Here is a 22,953-nt window from a genome sequence, read left to right on the forward strand (position 1 = left end):
TCGATTATCAGATGTTCTCGAAGATCGCCGCAACCCCCTGGCCGCCGCCGATACACATCGTCACGAGCGCGTAACGCCCGCCGATGCGCTTCAGTTCGTACAGCGCCTTGACCGTGATCAGCGCACCGGTCGCGCCGATCGGGTGACCGAGCGAGATGCCCGACCCGTTCGGGTTGACCTTCGCCGGATCGAGGCCGAGCTCCTGCGTGACCGCGCATGCCTGGGCGGCGAACGCCTCGTTCGCCTCGATCACGTCGAGATCGGTGATCTTCAGGCCCGCGCGTTCGAGCGCCTTCTGCGTGGCCGGCACGGGGCCGATGCCCATGTATGCCGGATCGACACCCGCGTGCGCATACGCGACGAGCCGGGCGAGCGGTTTCACGCCCTGCGCGCGCGCGGCGTCCGCGCTCATCATCAGCACGGCCGCGGCCGCGTCGTTGATGCCCGATGCGTTGCCGGCCGTCACCGTGCCGTCCTCCTTCTTGAACACCGGGCGCAGCTTCGTGAAATCGTCCGCGCTCGCGTCGTGACGCACGTGCTCGTCGGTGTCGAACGCGACCTCGCCCTTCTTCGTGCGGATCGAGATCGGCAGGATCTGGTCCTTGAAGCGCCCTTCCGCGATCGCGCGCGCCGCGCGACGATGCGATTCGAGCGCCAGCGCGTCCTGCGCGTCGCGCGAGATGCCGTACTTCGCCGCGACGTTCTCGGCGGTCACGCCCATGTGGATCGTCTGGAACGGGTCGTGCAGTGCGCCGAGCATCATGTCGACGAGCTTGCCGTCACCCATGCGCTGGCCGAAACGCGCGGCCGGCACCGTGTACGGCGCGCGGCTCATGTTTTCCGAGCCGCCGCCGATCGCGACGTCGGCGTCGCCGAGCATGATCGTCTGCGCGGCCGACACGATCGCCTGCAGGCCCGAACCGCACAGGCGGTTCACGGTCAGCGCGGGCGTGTGCTGCGCGACGCCGCCGTCGATCGCCGCGACGCGCGCGATATACATGTCCCTCGGTTCGGTGTTCACGACGTGGCCGAACACGACGTGCCCGACCGCATCGCCCGACACGTTCGCGCGCGACAGCACTTCGCGCACGACTTTCGCCCCGAGATCGGTCGGCGAGAAATCCTTCAGGCTGCCGCCGAAATCACCGATCGCGGTACGGACACCGCTCACCACCACGACTTCTTTCGCTGCATTGCTCATCGTCTCACTCCGGTTCGTTCGCGCCCGCAGGCGCGGGGATACGTTGCGTTACATGTTCGGGTAATTCGGCCCGCCGCCGCCTTCCGGCGTGACCCACACGATGTTCTGCGTCGGGTCCTTGATGTCGCAGGTCTTGCAGTGCACGCAGTTCTGCGCGTTGATCACGAGGCGATCGCTGCCGTCGTCGTTCTTCACGAACTCGTACACCGCCGCCGGGCAGAAACGCCCTTCCGGCCCCGCATACGTGCGCAGGTTCACGTTCACCGGCACGTTCGCATCCTTCAAGGTCAGGTGCGCCGGCTGGTTCTCTTCATGGTTCGTGTTCGAGATGAACACCGACGACAGCCGGTCGAACGTCAGCTTGCCGTCCGGCTTCGGGTACTCGATCGGCTCGCACTGCGACGCCGGCTTCAGCATCTCGTGGTCCGCATGCTTGTGGTGCAGCGTCCACGGCACGTTGCCGCCCATCACCTTCTGCTCGAGGCCGACCATCAGCGTACCGAGGTACAGCCCCTTGGCCATCCACTGCTTGAAGTTGCGCGCGCGGTACAGCTCCGTGTACAGCCACGATTGCTTGAACGCATCCGGGTACGCGTTGAGCTCGTCCGACTGGCGGCCCGCCTGCACCGCGTCGAACGCGGCGTCGGCCGCCAGCATGCCGGTCTTGATCGCCGCGTGGCTGCCCTTGATCCGCGATGCGTTCAGGAAGCCCGCGTCGTCGCCGATCAGCGCGCCGCCCGGGAACACCGTCTTCGGCAGCGACAGCAGCCCGCCCGCCGTGATCGCGCGCGCGCCGTACGACACGCGCTTGCCGCCTTCGAGGAACGCACGGATCGACGGGTGCGTCTTGTAGCGCTGGAATTCCTCGAACGGCGACAGGTATGGGTTCGTGTAGCCGAGGCCCACCACGAAGCCGACCACGACCTGGTTGTTGTCCATGTGATACAGGAACGAGCCGCCGTAGGTGTCCGACTTCAGCGGCCAGCCGGCCGTGTGGATCACGAGGCCCGGCTTGTGCTTGGCCGGATCGATTTCCCACAGCTCCTTGATGCCGATCCCGTACGCCTGCGGATCGGCGTTCGCGTCGAGCTTGAACTTCGCGATCAGCTGGCGGCCGAGATGGCCGCGGCAGCCTTCGGCGAACAGCGTGTACTTCGCGTGCAGTTCCATGCCGAGCTGGAAGTTCTCGGTCGGCTCGCCGTCCTTGCCCACGCCCATGTTGCCGGTCGCGACGCCTTTCACGGAGCCGTCGTCGTTGTACAGGATCTCGGCGGCCGGGAAGCCGGGGAAGATCTCGACGCCCAGCGCTTCGGCCTGCTGGCCCAGCCAGCGCGTGACGTTACCCAGCGAAATCACATAGTTGCCGTGGTTCTGGAAGTTGGCGGGCAGCGCCCAGTTCGGCGTGGTGATCGCGCTTTTCTCGGACAGGAACAGGAAGCGGTCTTCCGTCACCTCGACGTCGAGCGGCGCGCCGCGTTCCTTCCAGTCGGGGAACAGTTCGGTGATCGCGCGCGGGTCCATCACCGCACCCGACAGGATGTGCGCGCCGATCTCGGAACCTTTCTCGAGCACGCACACGCCGATTTCGGTGCCTTTCTCGGCGGCCAGTTGCTTGAGCCGGATCGCCGCCGACAGCCCGGCGGGGCCGCCGCCGACGATCACGACGTCGTATTCCATCGATTCGCGCGGGCCGTACTGCGCGAGCAAGTCCTGTGTGGTCAAAATCCTGTCTCCTCCTGCGTCCCGACCGTCAGCCGGTCAGAACTGGTCTTCCGTCAACGCGAGCACGCCCTCGTTGCCCTTGGTGCCGACAATCGACGCCTCGAGCGCGCCTGCCTGCACCAGCACCTGCTCCGCATAGAACTGCGCGATCGCGATCTTCGCGCCGAAGAACGCCGGGTCGCTCGCGCGGTTCGCCTGCGCGGCCACCAGCGCACGCGCCATCTGCCATCCGCACAGCACCACGCCCGCCAGCTTCAGGTACGGCACGCTGCCCGCGAACACCGCGTTCGGGTCCTGCTTCGCGTTCGCCAGCACGTAATCCACCACCGACGACAGCGCCTTCGCACCCTTCTCCAGTTGCACCTTCATGGATGCGGCCGCCGCACCGTCCAGCTTGCCCAGCGCCGCGACAGGCTCGCCGATTTCGGCGATCAGCGCCTTCGCCACCGCGCCGCCGTCGCGCAGCGTCTTGCGGCCCACCAGGTCGTTCGCCTGGATCGCCGTCGTGCCTTCGTAGATCGCCAGGATCCGCGCATCGCGGTAATACTGCGCCGCGCCGGTTTCCTCGATGAAACCCATCCCGCCGTGCACCTGCACGCCCAGGCTCGCCACGTCGTTCACCATCTCCGTGCTCCAGCCCTTCACGACCGGCACCAGATATTCGTAGATTGCCTGATGACGCGCCCGCGTCGCCTCGTCCGAATGGCGGTGGGCAATGTCGCTGTGCGCCGCGGCCACGTACGCCAGCGAGCGTGCGCCTTCGGTCAGCGCGCGCATCGTGCCGAGCATCCGGCGCACGTCCGGGTGATGGATGATCGTCACCGACTGCTTGGCCGACCCGTCCACCGGGCGGCTCTGCACGCGTTCCTTCGCGAATTCCGCGGCCTTCTGGTACGCGCGGTCGGCCACGCCGATCCCCTGCATCCCGACGCCGAAGCGCGCCGCGTTCATCATGATGAACATGTATTCGAGGCCACGGTTCTCTTCGCCGATCAGGTAACCGATCGCGCCGCCGTTATCACCATATTGCAGCACCGCCGTCGGGCTCGCCTTGATCCCGAGCTTGTGCTCGATCGACACGCAGTGCACGTCGTTGCGCGCGCCGAGCGAGCCGTCGTCATTGACCAAGAACTTCGGCACGATGAACAGCGAAATGCCCTTCACGCCTTCCGGCGCGTTCGGCGTGCGCGCCAGCACCAGGTGGACGATGTTGTCCGCCATGTCGTGCTCGCCCCACGTGATGAAGATCTTCGTGCCGAACACCTTGTACGTGCCGTCGCCCTGCGGCTCGGCGCGCGAGCGTACCAGCGCAAGATCCGAGCCCGCCTGCGGCTCGGTCAGGTTCATCGTGCCGGTCCATTCGCCCGAGATCAGCTTCGGCACGTAGCGCTGCTTCTGCTCGTCGGTGCCGGCCGTCAGCAGCGCCTCGATCGCGCCGTCGGTCAGCAGCGGGCACAGCGCGAACGACAGGTTCGACGCGTTCAGCATCTCGATGCACGGCGTCGCGATCAGCTTCGGCAGCCCCTGGCCGTCGTATTCGGACGGATGCTGCAGCCCCTGCCAGCCGCCTTCGACGAACTGGCGGAACGCGTCGCCGAAGCCCGGCGTCGCGGTCACGACACCGTCCTTCCAGCTGCTCGGATTGCGGTCGCCTTCGACGTTCAGCGGCGCCAGCACCTCGCCGCAGAATTTCGCGGACTCGTCGAGCACGGCCTGCGCCGTGTCGTAACCGGCATCCTCGAAACCCGGCAGTTGCGCAACGGTGTCGATGCCCGCGAGTTCCTTCAGCACGAACAGCATGTCCTTGACGGGGGCGTTATAGCTCATGGTCGATGTTCCAAATCAGGCGGTGAATGAGGCGCGCCACGGGGCCGATACGGCAAAACCGGCCAGCTCCGGGCGGCGAGGTGACCCATCCTAATGCCGTGCGAGCCGGTTTCCATTGTCATATTCGGCCCACCTGGTGACAAAATCGGCCACGGGATGTGGGGGCGGGGGCGGAAGCGGCAGGCGGGGTGCGGGTTTGGCCGGAGTCGGGTTTGGGCGGGAATGACGAGTTGGCGGCTGGTTGGACGGTGTGATCGGGGGGCCGGATTCGGATTCGGATTCGGATTCGGGTGGCGGGCAGCGGGCAGCGGGCAGCGGGCAGCGGGCAGCGGGCAGCGGGAGTATCGAAGCTGAGCACGTCAGCACGGCATCCAGCGCAGAAAGATGCCGAAATACATCGAGCACATCTAGCACGAACCCACGCTGACCGGTTGCGACGCGTCGGTGTCATTCAGCCCTCGCGTCCTTGATCAAGGTTATGTCCCCAAACTTCCGGACAGTAACGCCGGAAGCGCGGAAAGGCTGTCGATCGCATGCACGGGAGACGCGAACCGCCCGGAACCGGACTGAATGATTGTCCATGGGCCGCGCCGCAAGAACACCGGAACCATGCCGGCCCGCCGCGCCGGTTCGACATCGTTGTCGAGCCGATCGCCGACGTAGGCAATCCTGGACGGCTCGATTCCGTTCGTCTCGGCGACGATGCGTTCGAAAAAGCGGGCATCCGGCTTGTCGACGCCCCACGACGCCGACGACGCAACGATGTCCGCCGGCACGCCGAGCGCACGGAGTGCACGTTCGGTCGCGACGGGTTGATTTCCCGCGATGCCGACCAGCACGCCGGCTTCGCGCAGTCGTTTCAGGCACGGCACGACGTCGGGGTAGAGATCTTCCGCGGTCACCGTATAAGTGCTCCCGGTCGCCTCGCGCTCCCGGCACAATGCGACGAAGTCGACACCCGGCCGCACGAGATCGAACACGCGACGATGATGCTGACCACTCGCGATGACCGCGCCGAGCAACGCATGAAACACCCGTCGCGGCACCTCGAGATGGTCGGCCCACTCGTTCCAGTCTCGACTTTCATCGATCAGCGTTTCGCCGACGTCGAAGAACACGGCTTTTATCATCATCGGGTGGATCGGGTTCCGCAAAAACGGATCTTCGGGGTTTGGCGATGCCGGGGTGGGTGGGCAATGACGGGAGTCGGCGCCAACAACGCCCTTTCGCCATCCGTTCCTGGATCATCGACAATCTCGAAGAAAAACTTTGGTGGTTAGCCGGATGCGAGCGATATCCTAGCGCGTGGGCCTAGCGGTGCTGGCACAACCCGCGACGTAGTGCAAACCCCGACAAGCCAGTTGCGGTCGATAGTCTAGATTGTGACAGTATGGGTTCGTTGATCGAATTTCGGACGTTCTGCCTATTTCCTCGCTATGTCGACCTGAGACAGCTACGTGAACGAATCGACCTACCGCGTCATTTTCGGCTTTGTCGTGATCGCTTACGGCGCCGCGATATCCGCAATCATGGCATTTCGTCCAGAGCGAATATTGGCCTTCTATTGCAGATCAAGGGCTTGGAAATGGTGGTACAAATTCTGGCTCAACATGTCTGCAGAAGATATTGTGTCGGCCAAAATGGTACGGCGAACCAGAATCCAAGGGGCGACGGCGCTGGCGTTCTTCACTGCCATTATTTTTGCAGCTTTGTTTCAACTCGGTTCTCACGGCTAGCTGCTGATCTTGGCGGGGGATATATGACGCACGCCTTGTACGAATTGCTTAGTGACCTCGACGATCGCCACCTCTTTTATACATTGGGCCGGCATCGCCCAGACACCATTCTGATCTCGATAACTGTGCCAGGTGAGCGTATCGAGATCGACGTGTTCGACGACGGACATATGGAGATGTCCCGCTTTTCCGGAGATGAGAGTGTAATTGACGACCAACAAATGATTCTGAAGGCTATCGACGAGGCGTCCGAGTGAAAGGGGTTGGTCATGAGGCGCAACGCGCCCACTTCCCGTCGGCCGACGTCGCTGTGCGTGGCCGCTTTCAGGAATTGCATCTGTCTCTTATGGGTCGATTTCGGGTAACTGCGCTGGCCTACGGCAAGCAACTGCGGAAGGCAGCAGCCGGCCAGAAGCGGTCAGTCGACGCAACGACTTGAATCGACGACAATCGAACGTCAGCAACGGATTAATATGGTGGTGTATGAGCGCCAGGAGTTCACGCTTCTTTATCGCCGGAAATATTGAGGAGCCTGTCTTCGTTCTGGATGGAATCGCTTCGGAATGGCTGTTCGTGTCAGGGTTCTGGTGCAGAGTTAACGCATCGCTCGGAACGATATACGATCAGTTCGAGGAAGATGAGGCCGAACCAGCTGCACTTAGCCAGATCGCGTGCGAGCTGGCGCATCAAATCTGCGAACTTGAGGGGCGCGAGGAAGAGATGATCAGCTTCATCTACAGATGGACGCCACAAGGAGAGACATACACTCTGGAAATGCAGCGAGCGGATCTGATTTCTAAGTTGGTAGAAATGCGTGATTTCTTTAATTCGGCTGCTGCAAGTGGTGAAATTCTCGAGTTAAGCCTATAGGTAGTTCAAAAAATCTGGAAATTTTTTCGACCAATTCGCCTTCGGAAGCTGCCATTCGACCTTACAGCAATCGAGGCGTGCATTGCAGGGTTTGAGCGCAGAACCGTCCGTGTCTGTCCGAGAAGGCTTTTTGACACTGAATTATGCGGTCCGCACACATCACGCATGATGCGAACCATGGCCACCTTTCCCGGACCCTGCGCTAGCGTGCATGATTCGTCCACGTGTCAGATGGCAAGATCGAGCAGCCCGATACGCGTCATCGAGTTTGCCGTCAAGCACCATTTTGGGCCCGTTCGATCACTTGCTTCTCGCGACGCATCTGGCAGATAGAAACCCGAATTAAGTCAGATGTTCTGTCGCTGGCATTGCATTTCGCCAGCTGTACGACCTGGATTGTTGCCGTCCAGACAACATGGCATACGCACTCGCGATCCTACCGGCGCTCGCCCGTCCCTCACTACAATGCGTCACACGCTCGCTTGAATTGCGAGCAAAGCGATACGCGCAAAACCCGTGGTCGCTCAGGTGAACCGCGCCGCGTGTACCGGATCCCCCCAACTGAAGCAATAGGACAATGGATCATGAGCAAGACAACTCGCAATGTGCAGCCCGTTACTTCCAACCTGGGCAAACAGGGTTCAGCTGAACTCGTACCTTCCCGTTACGCGGTGCGCGTGGGTGACATCGATGTCGTATTGATCAGCGATGGCGTTCTACCGCTGCCCACCTCCACCATGTCCACCAATGTGAGCGAAGCGGATCGCAACGAATGGTTCGATGGTCGTTTCCTGCAACGAGACATGTTCGACTGGGCGCTGAATATTGCGCTCGTGCGTAGCGGCGGGCAGCTCATTCTGATCGACTCGGGCGTGGGTGATGGTTTCGAATACTTCACGCGAGCCGGACAGTCAGTAGTGCGACTGGAGTCGGCAGGTATCGACCTTACTGCAATCACTGACATCGTCATTACGCACATGCATATGGATCACGTTGGCGGCTTGAACGTCGATGGCGTCAAGGCCAGGCTACGCCCGGACGTGCGCATCCACGTGTCGGCCTCAGAAGTAGAGTTCTGGAAAAACCCGGACTTCAGCAAGACGGTGATGCCGGAGACGGTTCCGCCTGCGCTACGCAAGGCTGCTGCGAAGTTCGTGGAACTCTACCGCGAGAATATCGTGCAGTTCGATCAGGCAGTCGAAGTCGCACCGGGCGTGTCGGCGCGCGTGACGGGCGGGCACACACCGGGGCACTGCGTCGTGGACGTCACATCAAACGGCGAGAAGCTAACGTTCGTAGGAGATGCGATTTTCGAAGTCAACTTCGACAATCCGGATTGGCAGAATGGCTTCGAGCATGATCCTGAAGGTGCAGTGGACGTGCGTCTCGCGCTGTTCAACGAAGCCGCGGAAACGGGCGCTTTGCTTGCCGCAGCACACGTCTCGTTCCCATCCATCGGACACATTGCAAGGAACGGCGACAGCTTTCGCTTTGTTCCTGTTACGTGGGATTACTAATCGATATCGGATAATTGATAATCACCCACCGCGATCTGGACTCACTTTCCGTATCCGGAAGCGACTGGTGCGCATCCCGTGCATGACACTGTCGTTAAGCGTTACCTGCACCTGAATTTCTTCGAGCATGACTGCTATCTCCATGTGCGCACGCGGCGCGTGGAGCCCTTCAATCCACAGGAGCCTGCCATGCGATCCATTCCCATGCCACGAAAAGCTATTTGCGCTTGCGCGCTATTCGCAACGCTGCCCGGCGTCGCGACCGCCGAAACGTTTGCGCTGAAAGTTGCCGATCTGGATCACGGCCGTTTCAGGAATGAACAAGTCTTCAGCGGATTCGGCTGCCACGGCGAGAATGTGTCACCGCACGTGACATGGTCAAACGCGCCAGCCGGTACTCGCAGCATCGTCGTGACGATTCATGACCCCGACGCGCCGACGGGCGGTCTCGGCTGGACCCATTGGGCTGTTGTCAACATACCGCCCTCGCAGACCTCTCTGCAAAAGGGCGCCTCCGGCAACGTGAATCTGCTGCCGCCCGGGGTCACCGAAACGCTGACCGACTTCGGCCAATCGAAGTATGGCGGACCGTGTCCACCACAAGGCAAGCCACATCGTTATATCGTCACCGCGTACGCACTCGATATCCCGCATATCGACGTGAGCCCGGCATCTAGCCCTGCACTCGTTGCGTTTCAAATGCACGGGAAGATCATCGCTCGGGCTCGCTATGTCGCGACCTACCAAAGCGCGGCGAATTGAGCCGCGCCACGGGTACTATCAACTGAGCGACATGCCACCGTCGACACGCAAGTTGACGCCGTTGACGAAGCTGCCCTCGTCACTCACGAGAAAGAGCGCCGCGCGTGCGAGTTCTTCAGGAAGTCCGAGGCGGCCTAGCGGAATACGCCCTGCGACGGCAGCCTCGAACGCCGGCCGCTCGTCATACGCGATACCCAGCTTCGTCAGAATTGGCGTGTCGACCGGCCCGGGACTCAGTACATTCACACGAATGCCACGCGCCTGAAGCTCCAAAGCCCAACTCCGCGCGAAGGCCTCGATTGCGGCCTTCGTACCCGCGTAGACTGCATGTCCTTCGAACACTTTCGAACTCGCGATCGAACTCGTCAATAGAATGGCACCACGCTCTCTCATGAGTGGCGTGATCTTCTGTATCCCGAAGAAAATTGCTTTGGTGTTTGTGGCGAAGTGACGATCATAGGAGTCTTCGCTCACTTCGTTCGATGCTTCGATAGTATTCACTCCCGCGTTCGCGAAATATATGTCAATTCCTCCAAAGCGCCTCGACACTAGCGCGGCCACTTCGTCGTGCGTTTTCGGGTTCGCGAGATCTCCCGTCAGTCCGATCGCCCGGTCGCCAAGTTCGGCCACGGCCGCATCGATGGCATCCGGACGTCGGCCCACCATAATGACATTCGCGCCCTCTTCAATCAGCAGCCTGGCCGTGGCCAATCCGATTCCACTATTTGCGCCAGTAACAACAGCAACCTTGTTTGCGAGTCGATTCATGTTTTCTCCGTCATATTCCACCTGTCCGGCGTAGAGCCAGAATTTAGCAACGGCTTCTGGTGGGTTGAAGTCACTCGTAGGTCATTTCACTCTTTCCACTTTGTCATCATGTCCGTGGATAAATTTAGCGGCTTTCCCGCGTTCGTTCGCTCCGTCGAGACGGGCTCGTTCACGGCTGCGGCGCAATCTTTGGGTACGACGACGTCGGCCGTGTCAAAGAGCGTGGCAAGGCTCGAAAAGCGCCTGGGCGTCACGTTATTCCAGCGCTCGACCAGGGCCTCCGTTCTGACGATTGAAGGTCAGGCGTTTTATGAGCGCATTGCCCCGCTGATGCGCGGCCTGGAGGGCGCCGAAGAAGTATTGCGATCGCCGGCCGCCGCCGCAGGAAGACTGCGTGTAAGCCTGCCTGGCGAACTGGGTCGCTTTTTGCTCGATCCCGTCACGCGGGAACTCCTGCCAAACCACCCGGAACTCGCACTCGACGTGAGCGTCAGCGACCATCATGCCGACCTGATCCGCGATCGCATCGATATCGCGATCAGGGCGGGATGGCTGGAAGACAGCGGCCTGTATGCGCTGCCGATCACCAGTCTTCGGCTGGTGTTAGTTGCGGCGCCTGCATATCTGCGCGAGCGGGGATCACCGCGTGTTGCTGCGGATCTCGCTGCACATCGGCATGTGCGCTACCGGCTCAATGGCCGACCGTACCCCTTGAACTTCGCCGATGGAACGTCCAGTTCCATCGAAGGCAGGTTCGACGCTGATAACGGTGAGGCAATGCGCGTAGCGGCATTGAACGGACTGGGTATCGCCCAAATACTGGAAATTGCCGTACGGGACGATCTCGCCGCCGGGAGGCTGCAGGCTGTACTACCCGATCAGGCGCTCGCGTGCGTCCCCGTGCACGCTATTCACGCTTTCGGAAAAAACATGCCGACGCGCACGCGCGTATTCGTCGATTTCGTTACGGCGCAACTCTCGAAATGAAGTATCCCGTCGCCCCGGCGCTCAGCGCCATCGGCTGCCGTCGCGCTGCATTCGAATCACGCCACGGAGGCGTCGTGCAGCAAATCGATCAGTGCGTCGGCTCCGGTGTGGTCGGCCGTGAATGCCGTGGCCACCGGATCGTAGGTTGCGGGCAAGCCGACCGCACCGAGCAGATTGGCGAGGTAGGTATCGAGCGTGCTGGTCGCATTCGACACGCTTGCCGCGGTCACCGTATTGGCAAGCGTGACCGGCGCCACGGACGTGACGAAATCCATCGGATTGCCATCGGGCGTCAACAACGCGACCAGTGCCGTGGTCAGCGTGGTGACGTTCGCAACCGCGGTCTGTCCACTCGCGGGTAGTTGGGCGAGCGCCGTGACGAGCGGGCTGACCTGGCCGGACGGATCAGTCGCGACGAGCGCGATTGGCTGCGACAGTCCGGCAACATTCAACGTATACGCTCCATTCGACCCGGCCTGGGTCGTTGCGGTCTTCCCGTTAACGTCGGTGGCGGTGATCGTCGCATTGGCCACCGGATTACCCCCGGCAACCGCTCCCGAGACCGCTGCGTTTTGACTGCCGGATGATGCGCCACTGTCGCTGCCGCCGCCACATCCGCCGAGTAGCGCAACTGCGATTCCTGTTGCGACGACAATCGGTGTCGCCAGATTTCCCTGTCCCATGATCCACTCCATTATTCGCAGTCGATTGATACCGGATGAGGCTGAGCAGCGCACATGATGTCCGCGCCGATCAAACAGGCGCAAAGTCTGGTCTTCGCCCTGCGTCAGTGAATTTATCGTCGACGACGCGCAAGACGTACATAGTCAAGCGACTGGGCAACTTGTCGCCAGGAACACCCACCTTCGAAATATTCGTCAGGCGCAATATCATTTGGAAGTCGTATGGCTTGCACTCGTGGGACTGCGACGCGTTTCCGGCATTGAAGGACCTGGACAGCCGCCGTTTATCCTCGGACGTCGAGTAGCGTTGGCGTTCGCGCAGGTCAGGATCACGGCGAGGAATGTGCCGTTGGCATCGGACAGGGTGTGATGCGCCCCCCAGGCGTCGCAAACAGAGGTGGCCTCACTCGTTCGGACAGTTTTCTGTGATTTTCGTAGAGCAAAATAATTCCGTCACTCCAGAATTCTCATGGATCAAGGCCTCCGTCCCGCGAATTGACGACTTTATTGACGGTCCCATTAAAGTAATGTCGTCAACTCGCCTACGTCCGCATTAAATTTGTCGATTCGCGTAGTGGAGCAAGGGTTCCGGCGGTAACGTCCTGATTTCTGGACCGATTCCCGGCCCACCGCGCGGCCGGTCGAAGCGTTGAGTTCAGACAGGACGCTCTCTGTCTCAAGCTCGGTCACCTATGCTGGAAAAGCGGTGTTGCGGGACATTCGGGGCCAACTGCGTCCGCTTGCTCCCGGCCAAAAAGCGACATCTGCGCACGTAGGTAGAATCGTCAACAATCAGCTCCAGGTTTGATGGCCATTCCCATTTCGCGAGGCGCAGCGATGAAGGTAACGATTGCATACATCGAAGAACCACCGTTCGGTTGGACGGAAGCGGATGGTACTGCTACGGGTGCTGACGTTGATCTGGCCGATACGGTTCTTCGGGCGATCGGTGTTACCCGGATCGAGCATCGCCTGACGACATTTAGTGAACTGCTACCCGGCGTTGAAGCAGGTCACTGGGATATGAACGTTCCGCTCTTCGTTACCCCTGAACGCGCCAATATCGTCGCGTTCAGCGTACCCGTATGGGGGATCGGAGACGGCTTTCTGGTTCGGACTGGAAATCCGAAAGCGCTCAACAGCTACGTGTCACTCGCCAAACGTCCTGAGGCGCGCCTTGGCGTCATTGCCGGACAGGTGCAACACGAGTCGGCGAGAACGTCAGGCGTAAGCGAGGACCAGATAGTCATCTTCGAGCAACAGGCCGACGCGATCGAAGCGGTTCTCTCGGGCGCGATCGACGCGTATGCAAGCACAGCCTTGGGAAATCGCATAGTTGCGTATCGGATCGGAGGCTCAATGCTTGAGGCAGTGGAGCACGAGCCGCAAACGAATGGCACGCAGCAGAAGCTCCCGCTCGGCGCATTCTCGTTTAGCAGACGAAACAGCGCTCTGCTCAATGCGGTAAACGGGCAACTTCGTTCATATCTGGGCTCAGAAGAGCATCGCGCTCGTATGGCGAGATTCGGCTTGACAAACAATGAAATCGATTCCGCTCTCGCGCATGGGGTGTGAGACGGGCTTCGGCCACGAACGGACACTCGACAGGCGGAGCTAGATTGCTGACAATTCCGTCCATCGCCGCACATCGAGGGCGACACCTTTCATACCCAGCGCAAACAACGCCTTGCTGAAAGGCATCTATAGTGCCGACCCGCCTATGAAACTCGATTTGGAAACGTGGTTGATTGACGAAGGCGACCGAGTCATTCAGAAAAGATCACTTGAGGGTTTCGACAGCCTGACGCTGATCGAACGCGTCGTCTACAGCATGTGGGTCATTGACTACGCCGTTCGGAACTCCGGCACTCTCGAACCAATGAGGGAGTTGTACCCTGATGCTCCGCATGAACTCGAAGCCTTTGCTGCCTCGAACAATGCAGCGAATCTCCTCGCGTTATTGAACTTATCGTCGAACGAGAAACGATTCTGTGCCGAATACCACGAGCGATTTGATCGCGCCTGCGGCGACATAAGACACAACTATGACCAATGCGCCTGAGTCGGTCGTTTATTGGGCTCAGATCGGCCAGTCTCTGCCGTTCGACTTCACCTCTCAGACCGTTGACAATGGTTGTGCTTCTTAATTCGGAAATTCTCCGCCATGGCCACTATCTACGACACAATCGTATGGTTACAGTCGAACACCAGCGCGAAGCAATTCCCCATTGTTGAATTTTCTGCCGACACCGACATGGCGACTCTCGGATGGGTGTCGTTAACGAGCACAGATCGACCGGAAATCGTAGTTACTCAGGTAACGGCAGAAGAGTTCCGATCAATAGCAGATGGCCCAGACGGTTACCTGGCGGTTGAACACCGAATAAACGCCGCTCTTAAGCGGTCCGACCTCAAGTGCTCATGGCTGGCGCGTGTTGAAGAAGTAACTTCGAGCGTCAAAGGCACCTCGCTCCAAGGGAGCAGGAAAGCGTATCAGCCACCAAAACTGTTTTTTCGAGACATTCTTCACCGCGAGTCATTAGCACAGGAAGTCCGTCGTACGACTCGTTCTGATTTTGAGCGCAATGGCGGAAAGGTCATCGTTCTCCAATGACGCACCCAACAATCCAGCCAACTTGCCGACGCACTCCGTCGAACGTCTGCTTCCGATAAATTTGACTGGCCGTTGGAGCAGCCCCCTGAAACGCCGGACACAGTCACCCACTTACAATAACGGGTAGGCATAGGACTGTGTTTTTGACTAACACTAGGCAGGAAGTGATGGAAGTGTTGACGGGCCCGGAGCGTCGGCGGCGCTGGACGGCGGAGCAGAAGCTGGCGATGGTTCGCGAGAGTTTTGAGCCGGGGAAATCGGTTTCGATGGTCGCGCGCCAGCACGGCGTGAATCCGAACCAACTGTTCCACTGGCGCAAGCTGTACCAGGATGGGAGCCTGTCAGCGGTCAAGGCCGGCGAGGAAGTAGTCCCGGCCTCGGAACTGGCCGATGCACTCAAGCAGATTCGTGAGTTGCAACGGATGCTCGGCAAGAAGACCATGGAGAACGAGATTCTCCGCGAAGCAGTCGAGTACGGCCGGGCAAAAAAATGGATAGCGCACTCGCCCTCGCTGCCGGAGGACGACCAGTGAAACTGGTTTGTGAAGTTCTCGGCGTGTCGCGCTCGAACGTATCGGCACGACTGTCGCGTCCGGCGACGTGGCGCGATGGCCGTCAATCGAGGCAGAGTGACGACGCGGACGCGGTCGAGGAGATCCGCCGGGTCATTGGCGATTTGCCCAGCTATGGCTATCGCCGGGTTTGGGGCATCTTGCGCAACGAGCGCGTTGCGGTCGGACTGGCGCCGTTTAATGCCAAGCGAATCTATCGCGTCATGCGCACACATGGGCTGCTGATGCAGCGCCGACCGATTCCACCTCGGCCCCAACGTCGACACGACGGCAAGGTAGCCGTCGAGCGCAGCAATCAGCGATGGTGCTCGGACGGCTTCGAATTCTGCTGCGACAACGGCGAGCCGCTGCGCGTAACGTTCGCGCTGGATTGCTGTGACCGTGAGGCGATGAGCTGGGCGGCTACGACGGCAGGCCACAGCGGCGACATCGTGCGCGACGTGATGCTGGCTGCAGTGGAAAATCGGTTTGGCATCGAGCTGCATACGCCGTCCGAAATCGAGTGGCTGAGCGACAACGGTTCGGGCTACACAGCCGACGACACGCGTCGGTTCGCAGTGGCCATCGGCCTGAAGCCATTGACCACGCCGGTATGCAGCCCGCAAAGTAATGGGATGGCCGAGAGCTTCGTGAAGACGATGAAACGCGACTACGTCGCCTTCATGCCGAAGCCGGACGCAGCGACTGCTGCACGCAATCTGGCCATCGCGTTCGAGCATTACAACGAGAAGCATCCCCATAGCGCGCTGAAATACCGCTCGCCTCGCGAGTTCCGGCGCTCGATGGATTCAGCAACCTTAGTGTGAGGCTGTGTCCGGTATTACAGGGTCAACTCCAGCCGTTATGGGTCGGCATCAACCAGTCCGACACTACCCCAATACCACTCGACCGAGGCCGGCCAGCCGCAGACATCGGCTGGCCGCATCGCCTGGACATTCGAATGTCCAGGCGCGAAGAGACAGCTTTCGCGCGAATTCCGTATCCATCGGGCGATGGCACTTCCAGATAGTCGCGGGCTGTGGTCAAAGGCTGCCCGGGGCCGCCGTCCGAATGTCTGTGCGCCAAGGTGCAGAACGATCGCGCACGCTCTGAACCCGAACGTCCGAACATGGCTGGCGCATGTACTGGACGCGGATGCGCTTTCAATCCGTCGCCGGCGCAGCACCTGCCCAATTTCCGTCGTTCCGGTCCCAGGGAGGCACGCCACTGAACGCGTCGACCAGGAAATCGATCATGACGCGCACTCTGGCGCTCAGGTGCCGACGGCTCGGATACAGCGCGAGAATGTCGATATCCGGCAAGCGGTACCGGGGCAACACATGCACGAGCCGGCCCTCGGCGAGATCCTTGCCGATCAGGAAAGTGGGCTGCTGGATCACGCCGTGTCCGGCAAGGGCCGCTGCACGCGCCGTATCGCCGTTGTTGGTATGCATGTGACAGTCGACCTTCACCGAGTGAAGCTTGCCGCGCTCGTCGATCAGTTGCCAGTCGTCGCCGGTGGACGCATACGTGTAGCCGATACAGCGGTGCCCGCCCAGCTCCGCCGGGACTGCCGGAACGCCGAAGCGAGCCAGATAGGCCGGCGATGCGCACAGAATGTTTTGCGACGTCGCCAGCTTGCGGGCCGCATGACTGGTCGAACCGGCACGTGAGATGCGAATGGCGAGATCGTAGCCTTCGTCCACGATATCGACGACGCGGTCAATCAGTCCGACGTCGAGTTCGACTCCCGGGTATTTCCGCATGAACTCGGGCCACAACGGTGCCAGATACAAAATACCGAAGCTCACGGGTGCATTGATGCGCAGCCGCCCGCGCGGCTCGACCGACGCCGACGAGACCAGCCCCTCCGTCTCGGCGACATCGTCGAGGATCGACTTGCAACGGGCGTAAAGCGTCTCACCGCCCTCGGTAAGAGAAAGCGTGCGCGACGAGCGATTCAGCAAGCGCGTGCCCAGATGCGCCTCCAGTTCATTCACATAGCGTGTGACATTGGCGGGCGACGTGCCGAGCGCATCCGCGGCGCGCGCGAAGCCCCCACGGCTCACCACCGTCACGAAAACCTCGAAGGCGCGCAGACGATCCATCAGTACCTCGATTCATTCACAAAAGCTGAATGATAGAAGCACATTTTGGTCATTTCTACAATCAAAACTGAGGCCTATATTGCTTTCAACGCGCCAATGCATGGGGCACTGGCCGACGAAGTGCATCAGGAGATTGAAAATGCAACGCTTGAAAGGAAAAGTCGCCATCGTCACGGGCGCCAGCGCAGGGATTGGGCGTGCTACGGCAAAGCTGTTCGCGAAGGAAGGCGCCAAGGTGGTCATCGCGGCGCGGCGCGCGGCGGAACTCGAAACACTCGCCGCGGAGATCGTCAGCGAAGGCGGCGAAGCAGCATACCTGGCGGGTGACGTGCAATCGGAAGACTTTTCGAAGGCGCTGGTCGAGCTCGCGGTGAGCCGGTTCGGCCGCCTGGACATTGCCTACAACAATGCCGGTACGCTCGGCGAGATGGGGCCGAGCACCGGTATTTCCGAAGCAGGCTGGAATGCCGCGCTGTCGACCAATCTGACGAGCGCCTTCCTTGGCGCGAAACACCAGATTCCGGAAATGGTGAAGCAAGGCGGTGGGTCGATCATCTTCACGTCGACGTTCGTCGGTTATTCGTTCGCGTTTCCCGGCACTGCGGCCTATGCGGCGAGCAAGGCGGGCCTGATCGGCTTGACGCAGGCACTTGCTGCCGAGTACGGCGCGCAAGGCGTGCGCGTGAACGCGGTGTTGCCGGGCGCTGTCGACACGGACATGTATCGCGGCATGAACGACACCCATGAATCGCAGGCGTTCGTCACGGGCCTGCATGCGCTCAAGCGCGTTGCAAAGCCGGAAGAGCTTGCCCGGTCGGTGCTGTATCTCGCTTCCGACGATTCGTCATTCGTGACCGGTACGGCATCACTCGTTGACGGTGGCGCGTCCATTACCCGGACCTGATCCCTCTTTGTCGGCATCCGGCTTCTACCTGCCGATGCCGCCAGTTCTACCTCACTCATGCAAAGGAAATGACTCATGGACCTGAATCTGCAAGGCAAACTCGCATTGGTCAGCGGCAGCACCGCCGGCATTGGCTTCGCTATCGCCAGGACGTTGGCGCAGGAAGGCGCGCGCGTGATCGTGAATGGCCGCTCCCGGTCATCAGTGGATGATGTGGTCGCGCAACTGAAAGCCGAGACGGGCAGCGACGTAACGGGTTTTGCGGGCGATCTCGCCACAGCCGCGGCGGCTGACGAACTGGCAACGCGTTATCCGGACGTGGAAATCCTGGTCAACAACCTGGGCATCTTCGAGCCCAAGCCGTTTGAGGAGATCCCCGACGCCGACTGGTCGCGTTTCTTCGACGTCAATGTGTTGAGCGGTGTACGCCTCGCTCGCCTGTTTCTGCCCGCGATGAAGCGTGCAAACTGGGGGCGCATCATTTTCATTTCGAGCGAAAGCGGCGTGCAGATTCCCGCCGAAATGATCCACTACGGGATGACGAAAGCCGCGCAGATTGCCGTGTCGCGCGGGCTCGCCGAAGCCGTTGCCGGCACTGGAATTACAGTCAATAGCGTGCTGCCGGGGCCGACGAAATCGCGTGGCGTGGGCGAGTTCGTGGAGGCGCTTGCAAGCGCCGAGGGCAAATCGTTTGAAGCGTTCGAACAGGAGTTCTTCGAGAAAGTCCGCCCCACATCGCTCATCAAGCGATTTGGTTCGCCGCAGGAGGTTGCGTCGCTCGTGGCCTATATCGCCAGTCCGCTTTCGGCGGCCACAACGGGAGCCGCGTTGCGAACCGACGGGGGCGTTATAAAAAGCGCCTTTTAAAACCCCGGCCGACATTGAGCCGGGCTTTCGACAGTTGCCTCGCTCAATGTCCCGATGCGGTTGGCTGAAACGCTCCGTTTGTGGCGTCCGCGACAATCAGGCACGGGGCGGCTGTTTTGCATTCTCGCGGCGGTATCGTTCATGGCGTCGTGGGCAGCGCGGTCATTCAGCGGGCGTGATGGATGGCTTCGCTTCTCGAGGGGCATGGCCGAAGTAGGCCTTGTAGGCACGACTGAAAGCGGCTTCCGACTCGTAACCAACCGACCGTCCAACCTCGCCCACGCGCGCGTCACCTTTCGCCAGCATGTCGCGGGCGACGCTCAAGCGCCATTCATTGCGGTAACGCAACGGCGACTTGCCAACGAGCGCATTGAAACGTTCGCAAAAGTTGGAGCGGGACATGCCCGAGACGGCAGCGAGACCATCGATCGTCAAACCACGTGGCGACTGCTCGTGGATTGCCTTCAAAGCGCGGGCAATACGCTTATCCGCCAATCCGCCCAACCAGTTCGATGCATGACCATGATGAACCCAGGCACGCAACGCACGCACCACCACGAGATCAATCATGCGGGAGACCATCAAGGCGGACCCCGCCTCGTCATTGTCCGCCTCATGCAGCAGAAACTGCATGATGTTCGGCAGCCAGTCGCATGTCTCCGCCTGGCGAAGGTGGATCATGGTGGGTAACGTCAGAAGCAGATCCGGCTGGCTCGCCGGATCAAACCAGAAGTGGCAGACGACGACGTTCGCCGGTTGGTCCAGGGCGGAAATGCGCAGGCTGCCAGGTCCGCGCGGCAACAAGAGCAGTTCGCCGGACCGAATCTCGGAAGCGTCTGCGTCATCGCCGGCAATTTTCACCACGCCTTCCATGACTGCGTACGCGTGAGCCGCCCGCGCAGACATGTCCAACTGCGCGAATGGCAGCAGCATCGACGAAAAGATGCGGTCGCCTGTCATGCGCATACGCGCAAGAACCTGAGACAGGAGATCACCGTTAGCCAGACCAGCAAGCGCCCGATCCGGAAAAATGGTCAAGTTTTTCCCAGGTTCAGTCATGTCAATTCGGGTTTCGTGAGCCTAAAGTAAGCGTCGACCACCAACGAAATCACGCAAGGCAAGGATTGAAACCATGTTTGGAATTTCGCCGCTCGGCTGGATACACACTCTCGGCAGTCTACCTGCGATCCCCATGGCCGTGTACATGTTCGCGCGTTACGGCAGGATCGTTCCGCGCTCAGTTGCCGGGCGGGTGTACTTCGTTACCATGTTGATTGGTTCCCTGACCGTGTTCGTCATAGCGCATCAAGGTATCAGCTACGTCATCGGAGTCGCAGCCGTCGTGCTGTTACTGGCTGGATATGGCGTTGCGTATCTGCCTCTGCCCGGTCGAGCCGGTATCTACCTGGAAACCTTCTGTCTGACGTTGACCGCATTCGTGCTGATGGTTCCCACGGTTACCGAAACGCTGAAGCGTGTGCCCGACGGACATCCGCTGGTCAGCGATCCGAGGTCGCCACTGCTTCTCGGTGCCCAAGCCGCGCTCCTCGTCGCGCTCGTTCTCGGGCTGATCGCTCAAGCGCTTTATCTTCGCAGGAAACCGCAGGGCACCCGTTCGATGAAAATCTAGAGAACGGGCAAGAAGCGACGCTTCCGTTGCCGTGTGAATACGATAATAGATATGTAATCCGAATGATATCGGCTTGATGTTGATCTGACGTCGGTGGAGTGATCGAAGCTGGCTCATGGTATCGAAAGAAGATCGCGCCACCCATTCGGATCCCGTGCGCTTCGTGGCGAGCCGCACGCTCGCGAAGACAGTCGAGGTCAAGACAAGTCACCTCGTGCTCATTTCGTATCCGGTAGAGGCCGCGAACATGACCCTCGATGCGACCGCCGGCCAGCACAACGCGGGCGCCGGCAACAAGCTTGCGACGGTCCAGCCCGGTGTTCGGTCCAGTCAACCGCTCGGTGCCAACGGAGTTGGGATTGGCGTACTTCGCCACGTCGACAATGGTATTTGTCAGGCGAGCGCATGCTAAACGACCGCTTTGGAGATCTATGCGTGGCCGCTTCGGGTCGATTTCGGGTAACTGCGCTGGCCTACGGCAAGCAACTGCGGAAGGCAGCAGCCGACCAATTTCAGACGTTAGACGCGATCACTTAATTGGTCGACAATTGGATCTACCTCCTACTTGCGCAACATGCTCGGGTACCGACATGAAATCGCTGTCCCCTTCCGATTGTTCGACGTGGCTGAAATACGAAGAATGTATTGAAGCGCCGTACGGGAAGGCCGGGCTAGGCCACACATCGTATTTGCAATTCGCAGTGCCGGAAAACGACGGGGCAGCTTCCGTGATTGTCGACGGCGTTCGCAGCTATCTTGAGCCGCCGAGAACCTGTTTGCTCCAGGTCACGGATTGGTCGAGGCATGGAGAGCTTGAGAATTCACTATTGGCGGAAATGGAATCGACATGCTCCGGCAAGCTAAACCCGTGGGACGGCTTTGGCCAACTCTTCGAGGCCAGCGAAGCAGATGACCTGCTTGGGTGTTGCGCCACAGTGCTTCGTTGCGGCATGAGCGCATACATCTACATACCGCTAAGAGCTACATTTCTTCTTTGGGAGGGGGATCTTGTCGATCTTTGGGCTAGCGCATCTGTGGCACGGAATCAGTTTCTGCAGCGCTTAAGAAGCGAAGGGGTACGCATTACAAGCAGCTAAATGGTGACTGCACAGATGTTTAGAGGCGAATGAACGACGGCTATCGGTCGATACCACTGACCGCAACGGGTCGGCAACCGTCGGCCGCATCCGTCGGTTGGCGGCCAAAAGCGGTCGGTCGGCAACAGAGTATAGATCGTCGACGATCTTTAGCCGTGTGAGTCGTTTTGGCCCTTGAGATCACCTCAGGCAACCGGGGCACGTGGATTGATTCACAAATCAAAATTAATGTGCCAATATGACCGGCATGGAACTCCGTAACGTCCCGAACCAATCTCGTCATCGTCACGGTCGTCACTCGATGCGCCGTGGTTCGTTACGTCCATAGCAGGACATCCGGGATTGCAGTTCCCCCTTCCTGTACAAACGACCAAGGCGCCTATGGCGCCTTTTTTATTTTTTACCCCAAGGAGGACTCTCATGACCATGATTCGCGGAACACGCTTCATCGTTGGCAAGGAAGCCGCGCAAATGCGCGCTCTGGAAACCCAATTCCGGAGCTATCTTCATTAACGTCGGAGCAGAGGAGGTGATTGTCCCGGCGTTGTGGTCGCAAGATACATTCATTCAAAAAGCCGGTGGTAGCGAGATCATCGGCCAGATGTGGGCCTTTCCCGACAAGAAGGGACGCGCTTGCTGCCTGATTCCCGAGGCGACGGCACTGTTCCAGGAGCGATGCGGCGAGCTACTGGGCCGACAACGGGAGCGGATGTTGTTTTATATCGCTCGATGCTACCGCTATGAACGACCTCAAGCCGGTCGTTACCGCGAATTCTCGCAACTAGGATTTGAGTATCTATGCCCCAACCCGGAATCCGTGGTCAAACGTAGCCAGGAGGTGGCGACCGGCTTTTTCGATTCACTCGGCCTTCGCTATGAAATCGACGATTCGGCCCGCAGAGGCCTCAGTTACTATCTGAACGGTCGGGGCTTCGAAATGCGCTGCACCGAACTCGGCGCACAACAGCAAGTGGTTGGTGGCGGCGCCTATCGGGAGGGAGCCGGTTTCGGCATCGGCGCTGAACGACTGTTGTTAGCGATGACCGCTCAGGGGCTTGTGTAGTAACGTCCAATGCCGACGCGGCTTGCGGCTCGGGACAGTCGCAAGC

24 protein-coding genes are annotated in these 22,953 nt (G+C 60.2%); 16 read left to right on the top strand and 8 right to left on the bottom strand.

Annotation, left to right across the window (positions count from 1 at the left end; all coding sequences use genetic code 11):
- Positions 1-7: 7 nt before the first annotated feature.
- The 4 genes from bktB to APZ15_RS37400 all read right to left on the bottom strand — a co-directional run bounded on the left by bktB (position 8) and on the right by APZ15_RS37400 (position 5,868).
- Positions 8-1,201 (bottom strand): beta-ketothiolase BktB, encoded by a 1,194-nt coding sequence (gene bktB / locus APZ15_RS37385; RefSeq protein WP_027792376.1) that lies wholly within the window; start codon positions 1,199-1,201, stop codon positions 8-10.
- A gap of 48 nt (positions 1,202-1,249) precedes the next feature.
- Positions 1,250-2,878 carry an electron transfer flavoprotein-ubiquinone oxidoreductase gene (locus tag APZ15_RS37390; RefSeq protein ID WP_063812871.1) on the bottom strand — a complete coding sequence of 543 codons (1,629 nt, stop codon included), beginning with the start codon at positions 2,876-2,878 and terminating at the stop codon, positions 1,250-1,252.
- An 81-nt stretch (positions 2,879-2,959) separates the two neighbouring features.
- A complete protein-coding gene (locus APZ15_RS37395) occupies positions 2,960-4,750 on the bottom strand; it encodes an acyl-CoA dehydrogenase (RefSeq protein WP_027792374.1) in 1,791 nt (596 codons plus the stop codon).
- Positions 4,751-5,226: 476 nt separating this feature from the next.
- Positions 5,227-5,868, bottom strand: a complete 642-nt coding sequence (locus APZ15_RS37400) for an HAD family hydrolase (RefSeq protein WP_201800284.1) — start codon at positions 5,866-5,868, stop codon at positions 5,227-5,229.
- A gap of 339 nt (positions 5,869-6,207) precedes the next feature.
- On the opposite strand from APZ15_RS37400, the gene APZ15_RS41570 reads away from it, so the two are divergent.
- The 5 genes from APZ15_RS41570 to APZ15_RS40480 all read left to right on the top strand — a co-directional run bounded on the left by APZ15_RS41570 (position 6,208) and on the right by APZ15_RS40480 (position 9,635).
- Entirely contained in the window at positions 6,208-6,486 is a 279-nt protein-coding gene (locus APZ15_RS41570; RefSeq protein ID WP_138143330.1) for a hypothetical protein, read from the top strand.
- 23 nt (positions 6,487-6,509) lie between these two features.
- Positions 6,510-6,743 carry a hypothetical protein gene (locus APZ15_RS37405; RefSeq protein ID WP_027792372.1) on the top strand — a complete coding sequence of 78 codons (234 nt, stop codon included), beginning with the start codon at positions 6,510-6,512 and terminating at the stop codon, positions 6,741-6,743.
- Between the two features lie 226 nt (positions 6,744-6,969).
- On the top strand, positions 6,970-7,356 hold the full coding sequence (locus APZ15_RS37410; RefSeq protein ID WP_027792371.1) for a hypothetical protein: 387 nt from the start codon (positions 6,970-6,972) through the stop codon (positions 7,354-7,356).
- A gap of 584 nt (positions 7,357-7,940) precedes the next feature.
- Positions 7,941-8,873 (top strand): MBL fold metallo-hydrolase, encoded by a 933-nt coding sequence (locus tag APZ15_RS37415; RefSeq protein ID WP_027792370.1) that lies wholly within the window; start codon positions 7,941-7,943, stop codon positions 8,871-8,873.
- A 189-nt stretch (positions 8,874-9,062) separates the two neighbouring features.
- Positions 9,063-9,635 carry a YbhB/YbcL family Raf kinase inhibitor-like protein gene (locus APZ15_RS40480; RefSeq protein ID WP_080981895.1) on the top strand — a complete coding sequence of 191 codons (573 nt, stop codon included), beginning with the start codon at positions 9,063-9,065 and terminating at the stop codon, positions 9,633-9,635.
- A gap of 18 nt (positions 9,636-9,653) precedes the next feature.
- Here the strand turns inward: APZ15_RS40480 and APZ15_RS37420 are convergent, their stop codons facing one another.
- Positions 9,654-10,403 (bottom strand): SDR family NAD(P)-dependent oxidoreductase, encoded by a 750-nt coding sequence (locus APZ15_RS37420; protein WP_027792369.1) that lies wholly within the window; start codon positions 10,401-10,403, stop codon positions 9,654-9,656.
- 108 nt (positions 10,404-10,511) lie between these two features.
- Here APZ15_RS37420 and APZ15_RS37425 point away from each other — a divergent pair, with 108 nt between their 5' ends.
- Positions 10,512-11,390 (top strand): LysR family transcriptional regulator, encoded by an 879-nt coding sequence (locus APZ15_RS37425; RefSeq protein WP_027792368.1) that lies wholly within the window; start codon positions 10,512-10,514, stop codon positions 11,388-11,390.
- 56 nt (positions 11,391-11,446) lie between these two features.
- On the opposite strand, the gene APZ15_RS41575 is transcribed toward APZ15_RS37425, so the two are convergent.
- Positions 11,447-12,073 carry a hypothetical protein gene (locus APZ15_RS41575; protein ID WP_138143331.1) on the bottom strand — a complete coding sequence of 209 codons (627 nt, stop codon included), beginning with the start codon at positions 12,071-12,073 and terminating at the stop codon, positions 11,447-11,449.
- Between the two features lie 837 nt (positions 12,074-12,910).
- Here APZ15_RS41575 and APZ15_RS37435 point away from each other — a divergent pair.
- From APZ15_RS37435 to APZ15_RS37450, 4 genes are all read left to right on the top strand, one after another.
- Positions 12,911-13,648, top strand: a complete 738-nt coding sequence (locus tag APZ15_RS37435) for a transporter substrate-binding domain-containing protein (RefSeq protein WP_027792366.1) — start codon at positions 12,911-12,913, stop codon at positions 13,646-13,648.
- 145 nt (positions 13,649-13,793) lie between these two features.
- Positions 13,794-14,135 carry a hypothetical protein gene (locus tag APZ15_RS37440; RefSeq protein WP_057056498.1) on the top strand — a complete coding sequence of 114 codons (342 nt, stop codon included), beginning with the start codon at positions 13,794-13,796 and terminating at the stop codon, positions 14,133-14,135.
- 102 nt (positions 14,136-14,237) lie between these two features.
- The gene (locus APZ15_RS40485; protein ID WP_080982148.1) at positions 14,238-14,687 is read left to right on the top strand and encodes a hypothetical protein; all 450 of its coding nucleotides are present in this window, start codon (positions 14,238-14,240) and stop codon (positions 14,685-14,687) included.
- A 167-nt stretch (positions 14,688-14,854) separates the two neighbouring features.
- Positions 14,855-16,065, top strand: a protein-coding gene (locus tag APZ15_RS37450) for an IS3-like element ISBcen6 family transposase (RefSeq protein ID WP_088611304.1) whose coding sequence is annotated in 2 segments (ribosomal slippage) — positions 14,855-15,170 and positions 15,170-16,065 — 1,212 coding nt in all. Because the reading frame shifts where the segments join, the coding sequence is not laid out codon by codon here.
- Between the two features lie 336 nt (positions 16,066-16,401).
- Here the strand turns inward: APZ15_RS37450 and APZ15_RS37455 are convergent.
- Entirely contained in the window at positions 16,402-17,346 is a 945-nt protein-coding gene (locus APZ15_RS37455) for a LysR family transcriptional regulator (protein ID WP_027792364.1), read from the bottom strand.
- Positions 17,347-17,485: 139 nt separating this feature from the next.
- On the opposite strand from APZ15_RS37455, the gene APZ15_RS37460 reads away from it, so the two are divergent.
- Together APZ15_RS37460 and APZ15_RS37465 are read left to right on the top strand one after the other, a co-directional pair.
- Complete coding sequence (locus APZ15_RS37460) at positions 17,486-18,250, top strand: SDR family oxidoreductase (RefSeq protein ID WP_027792363.1); 765 nt, start codon at positions 17,486-17,488, stop codon at positions 18,248-18,250.
- A 75-nt stretch (positions 18,251-18,325) separates the two neighbouring features.
- Positions 18,326-19,117, top strand: coding sequence for an SDR family NAD(P)-dependent oxidoreductase (locus APZ15_RS37465; protein ID WP_027792362.1), 792 nt, complete (start codon positions 18,326-18,328; stop codon positions 19,115-19,117).
- 162 nt (positions 19,118-19,279) lie between these two features.
- On the opposite strand, the gene APZ15_RS37470 is transcribed toward APZ15_RS37465, so the two are convergent.
- Positions 19,280-20,176, bottom strand: coding sequence for a helix-turn-helix transcriptional regulator (locus tag APZ15_RS37470; protein WP_027792361.1), 897 nt, complete (start codon positions 20,174-20,176; stop codon positions 19,280-19,282).
- Between the two features lie 73 nt (positions 20,177-20,249).
- On the opposite strand from APZ15_RS37470, the gene APZ15_RS37475 reads away from it, so the two are divergent.
- From APZ15_RS37475 to APZ15_RS37485, 4 genes are all read left to right on the top strand, one after another.
- Positions 20,250-20,747 (top strand): hypothetical protein, encoded by a 498-nt coding sequence (locus APZ15_RS37475; RefSeq protein WP_027792360.1) that lies wholly within the window; start codon positions 20,250-20,252, stop codon positions 20,745-20,747.
- 115 nt (positions 20,748-20,862) lie between these two features.
- Positions 20,863-21,159: a hypothetical protein gene (locus tag APZ15_RS37480; RefSeq protein ID WP_138143332.1), complete on the top strand. Its 297-nt coding sequence runs from the start codon at positions 20,863-20,865 to the stop codon at positions 21,157-21,159.
- Positions 21,160-21,337: 178 nt separating this feature from the next.
- The gene (locus APZ15_RS41580) at positions 21,338-21,844 is read left to right on the top strand and encodes a hypothetical protein (protein WP_138143333.1); all 507 of its coding nucleotides are present in this window, start codon (positions 21,338-21,340) and stop codon (positions 21,842-21,844) included.
- Positions 21,845-22,295: 451 nt separating this feature from the next.
- Positions 22,296-22,907: an ATP phosphoribosyltransferase regulatory subunit gene (locus tag APZ15_RS37485; RefSeq protein ID WP_080982144.1), complete on the top strand. Its 612-nt coding sequence runs from the start codon at positions 22,296-22,298 to the stop codon at positions 22,905-22,907.
- Positions 22,908-22,953: the final 46 nt, after the last annotated feature.

This window comes from Burkholderia cepacia ATCC 25416, assembly GCF_001411495.1.
In the GTDB taxonomy this organism is placed as follows: domain Bacteria; phylum Pseudomonadota; class Gammaproteobacteria; order Burkholderiales; family Burkholderiaceae; genus Burkholderia; species Burkholderia cepacia.